Consider the following 8,339-nt stretch of genomic DNA (forward strand, 5'->3'; position numbering starts at 1 on the left):
GGTCCGGGGAGTATCCGGGCAGGGATGCCCGCCACGGCGTTTCGTTTCCTGAATGCTTCGGTGCCCCGGTCAGCGGCCCTGGCGGAACGGGTGGTACGCCTCACAGGGCTCTTCGCCGGTCTCTCCGCGGCGACGCCGTTCGGCCCGGTACGCGGTCCAGGCGAGTTCACCCGGCACGGTGGAACGCCAGGGTGTTTGGGTGCGGTCGCAGGACTCGGCGTGCTCCGGGTCGCCGCAGTGGGCTTTGAGCCCACTGCCGTGCTTCTCGACGTCCGCGAGGACGGCGAATGGGAGCCCGGACACGCACGCGGAGCGTCCACATCCTCACGGCCGRCGTGCCCGCCCGCCTCGACGGGCTCGACGCACCAGCCTGAACGGGGGACAGGGCGCATGCGGAGCCGGAATGAGTGGAAATGTCTTCGCGGACCGATCACGACTGTCGAGAGGTGTTGTTCATGCGTCGCATCGCTGCCGTCATCCTGGGGGCCGCCGCATTCATCGGGTTCGTGGCGTCACCGGCAAACGCCGTCGTCGACCCGCTGACCGTGGCCACTTGTCTGACGGAATCGCTCCCCGCCACTGTTTCCAGCCCTCTCGAAGCCCCCGTCGTCGGCTGCCTGCGGCCATAGCGGCCGCGGCGTCGGCCGGCCCGGGGGCCCGGCATCGCATAGGAGTTCGGTACTGGCGAAGTATCCGAGCAGGGATCACCGCCACGGCGTTCCGTTTCCTGAACGCCGTGGCGGTGCGGGGCGGGGTGGGAGGCGCGACGCCTGAGCGACGGACGCGGTCGATCGGGGGCGGTGCTTCCGGTGTGTGGCGTGTCGAGCCCAGCCTGTTCAGCTGCCCGATCTGACTTAACCGACCGCGCGGGTGACGGGACAACACATACCGGGCGCGTCCACCATGAGCTTGCTCCGCTTTGGCAGACACCCTTGGTGTGGTGGTCAGACAGCTCAACGGCACCCGCGCGGTGGCCGGCGCGCTTGGCGTCTCGCAGCGCACCGTGGAACGGTACGTCAAAGACCAGATCCGCCGGCCCCGTGCCGACCTCGCCCGGCGCCTGGAGGACGCGGTCCGCGCCCGGTGGCAGCCCCGCGTCCGCGAGCGCGCTCGGCGCCAGGCCGCCACCAGCACGGGCCTGGTCGTCGATACCCGGGCCCGGTTCGGTTTCACCGCCGTGTCCGCCACCTCACCCTCGCCCTGCCCCCGCAGCACGCGGCCCGCCTCTTCGACGCCCAGGACGCCAGTGCTGGCGAGCGGCAGCTGCGGGACATCGCCGTCGAAGGATTGGGGGAGGTGTACTTCCGCGACGGCGGTCGGCGCGCCCACGGCCTGGAGGTGGAGTTCACGGATGTCGAGCACCTGGAGGTCGAGCTGTAGCCGGCCAGGGCGGGGCCAGCACTGGCGTCCGGCTGTGACTGAACGTTCGGCTACCGCGCCGAGATGACCACGTGCTTCGCGATCCGGGATCAGGTCACCGGCGTCGCCGGCCTGCCGGCCGCGGCGTGAGCACGAAAGCCGGAACCCGGCCCCACCACACCCGACACGCGGTCAGGCACTCAACCACGTGACAGCGTCAGATCCAGGGCCAGAGCATGGTCGTGCGGGTTGAGCTCACCGCCGACAAGACCGTCTTGGACGCGGCAACGTACTGGGGGATGCATGGTGCTGGTGACGGAGTTCCGGACGAAGGATCTGCCGGTGGCCGAGCGGTTCGGCTCCTGGCACGACATGACGGCCAGCGCGTTGATACCCAACGCGATCCGCAGCGATCACGAGGCGGACTTCCGGGCGAGTGTGCGGCTGCTGGACCTGGGCGGGGTGGAGGTGTCCGCGCTGGCCTACCCGTCGCTGGAGACCCGCCGGTCGGCGCAGCTGATCCGGCGCTCCGATCCCGAGTCCTACCAGTTGATGCTGAACCTGCGTGGTAGTCACCGGCTTCTCCAAGGCGGCCGGGACGCCACCAGCGGCCCGGGGGAGGTGATGCTCTACGACACCTCGCGCCCCTGGCAGGGCTGGGCAGCCGCCGGCGCGGACACAGTGAAGGGGGTGATGGTGCAATTCCCCCGGGCCCTGCTGCCGCTCCCGGCGGACAAGGTCGACCGGCTCACCGCCGTGCGGTTGCCCGGACGCGAGGGGATGGGCGCCCTGCTGTCCGGCTACCTCACGCAGCTGACCGCGGGCGCCGCCACCTACACCGCGGCGGACGGCGCCCGCCTGGCCACTTGCACCCTGGACCTGCTCACCGCCTTTCTCGCCCACCACCTCGACGCCGCCGCGTCAGTGCCGCCCCAGACCCATCACCGGGCCCTGCTAATGGAGATCCACGCTTTCATCCAGCAGCACCTGGGCGACCCGGACCTGTCCCCGGGCGCGGTCGCCGCCGCCCACAACATCTCCCTGCGCTCCCTGCACCGGCTCTTCCAGGACCAGGACACCACCGTCGCCGGCTGGATCCGCGCCCGCCGGCTGGAGCGCTGCCGCCGGGACCTGGCCGACCCCCTCCTACGCTCCCGCCCCGTCCGCGCCATCGCTGCCCGCTGGGGGTTCACCGATCCCGCGCACTTCAGCCGCGCCTTTCGCGCCGTCTACGGACACAGTCCCAAGGACTACCGCCAGCAGCATCAGTAGCCTGCCCGCGCCTCCATGTGGCACGCATCGTCAACTGCTTGTCGCTGACTGACAACGACATCATCTCCCTCACCCCTGAGACTCGAAAAAGCTCGCCAGAGCAACTTCCGGACCATGCGGAGGTACCGGGGCCGGTCCTCGGGCGCGGACTGCCCGGCTCCCGCACTTTGTGACTCCGGTACTCCGGTACTCCGGGGCTCTGTGAGTCCGGGGCTCTGTGAGTCCCGGACTCTGGCAGTCGGCTGGTCGGGGGCCGGAGCGGCGGGCGCGGGCGCCTGGTCGCCGACGATGACCGGCGCGGGGGCCGGAGAGATGCGCACCATCCCGGCCCCGGCCGTCGCGTGGCAGAGTCCGAAACCCGCTCAGATGCGGACGTCACCCACGCAGGACGCATGGGTCAACTCAGTAACCGCCAGGGCCGTTGAACCTGAAGCACTGCCCTTTCCACGTGCCCTCGTGGAGCATACGGTCTCGGGTATACGGGCCGTAGACGCCGTCAGAGGTGACCCCGATCCTTGTCTGGACTCGCTTGAGGGCAGCTTCGGTGGCCGAGCCGAAGATCCCGTCTGCCACGAGGGATTCGCCGTAGCACGAGTTCATGCTCCACTGCAGCTGTTTCACGCCGCTGTTCGCGTACCCCCGCTGCAGGTGGCAGCTGGTGTTAAATGTTGGGGCGACCGGCACCCAGACGGTGTTGGTCCCACCCGCGTCGAATCCGGCATAGCTGGTGCAGGCCGGGGTGGCGGCTGACGCGGTGCCGCCCGTCGTCAACACGAGTCCTGCTCCTATGCAGAGTGTTGCGATGGCCGAAAGGATGCGCTTCATCTCACCTTCCTTGTTCTGCTCTCTTATCCGTGACGGTGCACCCAGTCCTCGTCGAGATGGACCCGGTCACTGTTTTGGAGACGACTGCACGCGGTGGGGCAAGCCGGGCCTTAAGCCTCCCGGCTGCCCCGCGAACTGATCCGAGTGTCTGGGGTGATGACCGGGATGTCGATGACCCTTAGCGCCATTTGGTTGACAACGCGTGCCAGCGGCGCGACGACGCTACTGGCACTGCCGGGGGCAGCCGTCGCACCCTTCTTCCAGCGGGAGGAACCCGGGCTCGCGGCCGCGGCCGATGCGGTGTTCACGCCGGCAGTGGAGAGCCACGGGGACGGCGACCGGATGACCCAGGCGCTGGAGAACTTCCACGCGGTGCTGCGCACTGCCCTGGAGCCGCCAGCCCCCGCGGCCCGCTGGCGCGCCCTGAGGCGCCGCCGGCGGGCCGTGTAGCTGTTTTCGACAGGGTGAAACCGTCACGGCCACTGCACCGCGCGGCGGGCATCGACCTGCGCACGCGGACCACCGTCACCGGCTTCCGAGCGGGAGCGGACGGCCGCGTCACCGGCGTCGAGCTGTCGACCGGCGACGACGTCCCCGCCGACGTGGTCCTGCTGGCGCTCGGGTCCGTCCCGGCGACCGGCTGGCTGGCCGGCTCCGGGGTCGCCGTCGACGGAGGCGTCCACTGCGATCCGTCTCTGCGCGTGCTGTACCCCGACGGTTCGGCCGTGGGCGGGGTGGTCGCCGCGGGCGATGTCGCCCGGGTGCCGCAGCCGCTCACGGGCGGCGCACGCCTCGCCCTCGGCCACTGGACGAACGCCGTGGAACAGGGCACCGCCGCCGCGGCAACCCTGCTCACGGGCGGAGCGCCGACCCCGTTCACGGCGGTGCCGTCCTTCTGGTCCGACCTGCACGGCGCGCGGATCCGCTCGGTGGGCCTGCCCGCGGTCGCCGACGAGACGCGGGTCGTCGAGCACGACCTGGCGAACCGGCGCCTGGAGGTCGCCTACCACCGGGAGGGCCGGCTGGTCGGCGCCCTCACCATCGGCCGCACCGCCCGGCTGGCGGCGTACCGGACGGCGTTGCACGCACACCAGGAGTCAGCGCCGATGGCCTGACTCGAGCCGGGCGGGACCCGTACCAACATCCTGCGGGTGCGGGCCCGCTCTCTGCGCAGAGCCCTGCCTCAAGGGACGCCGGTGTCACACTCCCGCGCCGGCCTGCCCGGCGGGGTGAAGGCCGCGAGCACCGTGGCGGTGATGTGGGCGGCGCTGCCCGGACCGGAGCAGGGAGCCGGGTCCCGGCGGAACCGGGCCGGTACTGCCCGCAGAAGCCCCCTGAAGGTGGCTCCCAGGAAGTGGTCGGCGTGCCCGGCACCCCCTTGACCCGCGCCTGTGGCGTGCGGGTTTTCCCGTCAGGGCCGGATCGGTGAGGCGCCCTGCGAAACACCTTGCGGGCGCCCCGGAGAGCGCCGTGCCGGGCGCCTTGTGCGGCGTCTTGTCAGGCGCCCTCGCCGCCGGCCTTGCGCTGCGCGCTCCTCGCACTCGTGCGTTCCGCACGTTCCGTCCCCGCCTCGCCGCTACGGGAGCTCAACTGGCCAACCAGACGGCAGGGTTGTGAGTGCTCGCGGCATGATGCCTCGGATGGACCCGATGAATGGCACGCCGGACCGGCCCCAAACGAGCTGGGGAGTCTTCGCCCAACGAAATTTCCGCTTGCTCTGGATGGGCGAGACCGTGAGCGGGCTGGGCAACGGCATCACCGCGGTGGGCCTGCCGCTGATTGCGGTCGTAGTGCTGGACGCCAACTCCACCGCCGTCGGTCTGATCGCTGCGGCGGTTTGGCTGCCCTGGCTGCTGGTGGGTCTGCCGGTGGGCGCATGGGTGGACCGGACGCGTAAACGGCCACTGATGATCGCGTGCGATCTGGTGTCCGCCGCGGCGCTGGTGAGCATTCCGCTGGCGGCCTGGCTCGACGCGCTCACCTTCCGGCACCTGGTCGTGGTCGCGCTGGTCTGCGGCACCGCGGCGGTGTGCTTCAACACTGCCTACCACTCGTACATCCACATTGTGCTCGACGGCCGCGATCTTTTGGAGGGCAACGCCAAGCTGCAGGGCAGCGAGGCCGCCACCCAGGTGGCCGGGCCGGGGGTGGCGGGGCTGCTCGCCCAGGGGTTCGGCGCGGTCACCGCACTCGTGGCTGATGCGGCAACGTTTCTGGTCTCCGCCGTCTGCCTGAAGCGGATCGGGGTCGTTGAGGTGGACCGCGTTCCCGACGGGGAACGTGCCTCCCTCCGACGGCAGATCATCGAAGGGCTCCGCTTCGTGGGCCGGGATCGGTATCTGCGGCCGATGGTCACGTGGGGCGCCGTGATCAACATGGCGCTGATGGGATACCAGGCGGTCCAGGTCGTGTTCCTGGTCCGCACCGTCAGGCTGAACCCGGCCATGGTCGGGCTGCTGCTGGCCAGCGGCAGCACTGGCGGCATCGTGGGCGCGCTGGTGGCCACCGGGTTCAGCCGGCGGTTCGGCACCGCGCGCGGGCTGCTTCTCCTGCAGGTCGCCACCGCGCCGTTCGCGTTGCTGTTGCCGATGACCACGGCGGGGCCGGGGCTGCTGCTGTTTGCGATGGGAGCCTTCTTCGTCGGGATCGGCGTCTCCGTGGCCAACGTCGTGGTCGGCAGCTTCCGGCAGACCTACTGCCCGCCGCGCATGCTCGGCCGGGTCGTGGCGACGGCCATGGTGATCAACCACAGCACCATCCCGGTCGGATCCCTGCTCGGCGGCGTGCTCGGCGACGCCGTCGGGTACCGGCCCGCCATGTGGCTCATGACGAGTGTCGTCGCGGCCTGCTGGCTCGTCCTCGTCATGAGCCCGATGCGCCGCGAGCGCGACCTGCCGCAGACCTATGAGCAGAAGCAGGTGCACGCCAAGGACTGAAGAGGGGCGCAAGGGGCTGCCTGTTCGCATCACGAGCCTCGTCCAAGCCGTCCTCGGCTTGCGTCTGGCCGGCTCAGACCGAGGTTGGATGCGATCTTTTGCTTTGGTGTCAGTGGATGGTGTGTCAGTGGTGGGTTCCCGTGGTGTTGTCCGGACGCGCTGGTCAGCGAACTGGGAATCGGCCTTGCCGCAGGTGTTGCCACTGTCGTGGGATGAGAGATCAGGGGTGTCGGTACGGTCACCGGGCGGTATACGCGCAGGTGGCGTACTGACACGAAGGTGAGAGATCGCAATCCACGACTGACAGTGATGATGTTCGTGGTGACGCTGCCGGTGGGTCTGACCCTCCGACTGACTGACGTCCCGACTGTCCTGTTTGCGATTTGTCGGCCCGCCGGGCGTCACCACGCACGCGGCCGGACGGGCGTTTGTGACTTCATAGCGCCTCTGTGTGTCAAGCGGCTTGGGCAAGGTGGGTCCGTTGGTCTCGTTTCATGATCCGGTAGACCACGTTGGACAGGCGTCGCTTGAGGGCCCGGCGGGCCTCCGAAGGCGTCTTCCCCTCACCGATCTTGCGCAGGTAGTAGTCCTGCCCGCGCCCGCCGTCGCGGATCTGGCAGACGGCGATGGTGTGCAGCACCGAGTTCAGTGCGCGGTTGCCGCCGGTGTTGAGCCGGTGGCGGACGTTGTTGCCGCTGGAGGCGTCCAGGGGGGCGCTGCCGGTGTAGCTGGCGAAGTGGTGCTCGGTGGGGAACCGGCCGACGTCGCCGACGTGGCCGATGACCTTGGCGGCCAGCACGGTGCCCAGGCCCGGCAGGGTGGTCAGCGTGGTGCGGGTCGCGGCGACGGCCTCGCGCATTTCGGCCTCGTTGTCCTTGACCTGYCGGTCCAGGCGGCGCAGGTCGGCCAGCAGGTCACGGGCTATGTCCCGGCGGCAGTTGTCGGTGGCCGTGACCGGCCGGATGCCCTTCATCAGGGCGGCGGCCTTGTCGGCCGACAGCCCGGTGGGTGCTCCGCCGGGCAGGAGATCGCGCAGGACGGCGTGGAGCCGGTTGAGGACGCGGGTGCGCTCGTGGACCAGGTCGTCTCGCCGCTCGGTCAGCAGCCGCAGGATCGTGGTCTGGTCTTCCCGCGCGACGGGGCGGAGGTCGTGGCGGAAGAGGGCGACCTGGGCGACGTGGAGGGCGTCCTTGGCGTCGGTCTTGCGGTCTCCTCCGGTGGCCAGCAGCCGGGCCCGGGCCGAAAGGGTGGAGGGCACGTCGACGACGTTCTCGCCCGCGGCGGCCAGCTGTTGGGCGAGCGAGCGGCCCAGGCCGCCGGCGCCCTCGACCGCGAAACGACGGTCGGGCCACTGCTCGCACCAGCGCAGCAGCCGGCGGAAGGTTCCGGCGTTGACGACGAACCGGCGCTGGGCCACCTGGTGGCCTGCGGCGTTGACGGCGACGGCGGTGTGGGACGACTTGTGGGGATCGATGCCGATCAGGATCACAGGCTGCTGTCCTCGCACTCGATGAGACAGGAAGGGGAGTGCGGTGGGCACCCTGACTTGAAGTCACCGTGTCACCTTCATGCCTCTGTCGAGCCACACCGCGCGGGTGTCGGCCGGCGGCGGCACGCTATCAGTGAGCCAGCCCGAGGGCGGCAAGGAGCACTGCGGGCCCGTGCCGACCGACACCCTGGACGCTACGGCTGCAGACCGAGCGTCTGGGGTCGATTCAACAAGTCAGGGACAACGGGCACCTCGACGGCTGCATCGGTTATCGGAACCACCCGAGCATGCCCGTTGATCACGCTGCCGCACCGTGAAACTCCAAGATCCCCGACTGTGAGGATGAGGGAGGCACTGCTCGAGGGTCTGACCCAATCCCCGATTGACGCTTCGGCTGTCCTTACTCTGAATCGTCGGCCTTCCGAGCGGTGCCGTTGCGCGTACCGGCCCGGCGATCG

8 protein-coding genes and 1 pseudogene are annotated in these 8,339 nt (G+C 70.1%); 6 read left to right on the top strand and 3 right to left on the bottom strand.

The genetic code is table 11. The features are described 5' to 3' along the window. Positions 1–69 precede the first annotated feature (69 nt). A complete protein-coding gene (locus DIZ27_RS43875) occupies positions 70–303 on the bottom strand; it encodes a hypothetical protein (RefSeq protein ID WP_109383841.1) in 234 nt (77 codons plus the stop codon). Positions 304–455: 152 nt separating this feature from the next. On the opposite strand from DIZ27_RS43875, the gene DIZ27_RS46430 reads away from it, so the two are divergent. The 3 genes and pseudogenes from DIZ27_RS46430 (at position 456) to DIZ27_RS43890 (ending at position 2,631) form a co-directional block, all read left to right on the top strand. Continuing rightward, entirely contained in the window at positions 456–629 is a 174-nt protein-coding gene (locus tag DIZ27_RS46430) for a hypothetical protein (RefSeq protein WP_181384025.1), read from the top strand. Between the two features lie 290 nt (positions 630–919). Continuing rightward, positions 920–1,380, top strand: a pseudogene (locus tag DIZ27_RS43885) (XRE family transcriptional regulator). Between the two features lie 282 nt (positions 1,381–1,662). After that, on the top strand, positions 1,663–2,631 hold the full coding sequence (locus DIZ27_RS43890; RefSeq protein WP_219933746.1) for a helix-turn-helix domain-containing protein: 969 nt from the start codon (positions 1,663–1,665) through the stop codon (positions 2,629–2,631). A gap of 402 nt (positions 2,632–3,033) precedes the next feature. On the opposite strand, the gene DIZ27_RS43895 is transcribed toward DIZ27_RS43890, so the two are convergent. Next, positions 3,034–3,456: a peptidoglycan-binding protein gene (locus tag DIZ27_RS43895; protein WP_109383843.1), complete on the bottom strand. Its 423-nt coding sequence runs from the start codon at positions 3,454–3,456 to the stop codon at positions 3,034–3,036. Positions 3,457–3,648: 192 nt separating this feature from the next. Here DIZ27_RS43895 and DIZ27_RS48295 point away from each other — a divergent pair, with 192 nt between their 5' ends. The 3 genes from DIZ27_RS48295 (at position 3,649) to DIZ27_RS43905 (ending at position 6,392) form a co-directional block, all read left to right on the top strand. Then, on the top strand, positions 3,649–3,906 hold the full coding sequence (locus DIZ27_RS48295; RefSeq protein ID WP_258308899.1) for a hypothetical protein: 258 nt from the start codon (positions 3,649–3,651) through the stop codon (positions 3,904–3,906). 14 nt (positions 3,907–3,920) lie between these two features. Further along, positions 3,921–4,571, top strand: coding sequence for an FAD-dependent oxidoreductase (locus tag DIZ27_RS43900; RefSeq protein ID WP_258308900.1), 651 nt, complete (start codon positions 3,921–3,923; stop codon positions 4,569–4,571). A gap of 534 nt (positions 4,572–5,105) precedes the next feature. Then, positions 5,106–6,392: an MFS transporter gene (locus DIZ27_RS43905; protein ID WP_258308901.1), complete on the top strand. Its 1,287-nt coding sequence runs from the start codon at positions 5,106–5,108 to the stop codon at positions 6,390–6,392. A gap of 454 nt (positions 6,393–6,846) precedes the next feature. On the opposite strand, the gene DIZ27_RS43910 is transcribed toward DIZ27_RS43905, so the two are convergent. Continuing rightward, complete coding sequence (locus tag DIZ27_RS43910; RefSeq protein WP_109376378.1) at positions 6,847–7,881, bottom strand: IS110 family transposase; 1,035 nt, start codon at positions 7,879–7,881, stop codon at positions 6,847–6,849. Positions 7,882–8,339 lie beyond the last annotated feature (458 nt).

The sequence above is a fragment of the Streptomyces sp. NWU339 genome (assembly GCF_003143855.1).
GTDB lineage: Bacteria > Actinomycetota > Actinomycetes > Streptomycetales > Streptomycetaceae > Streptomyces.

What these genes read in the sequence shown, in the direction of transcription:
- DIZ27_RS46430 (WP_181384025.1), top strand. Translation starts at nt 456, where the DNA reads ATGCGTCGCATCGCTGCCGTCATCCTGGGGGCCGCCGCATTCATCGGG.
- DIZ27_RS43890 (WP_219933746.1), top strand. Translation starts at nt 1,663, where the DNA reads ATGGTGCTGGTGACGGAGTTCCGGACGAAGGATCTGCCGGTGGCCGAG.
- DIZ27_RS43895 (WP_109383843.1), bottom strand. Translation starts at nt 3,456, where the DNA reads ATGAAGCGCATCCTTTCGGCCATCGCAACACTCTGCATAGGAGCAGGA.
- DIZ27_RS43905 (WP_258308901.1), top strand. Translation starts at nt 5,106, where the DNA reads ATGAATGGCACGCCGGACCGGCCCCAAACGAGCTGGGGAGTCTTCGCC.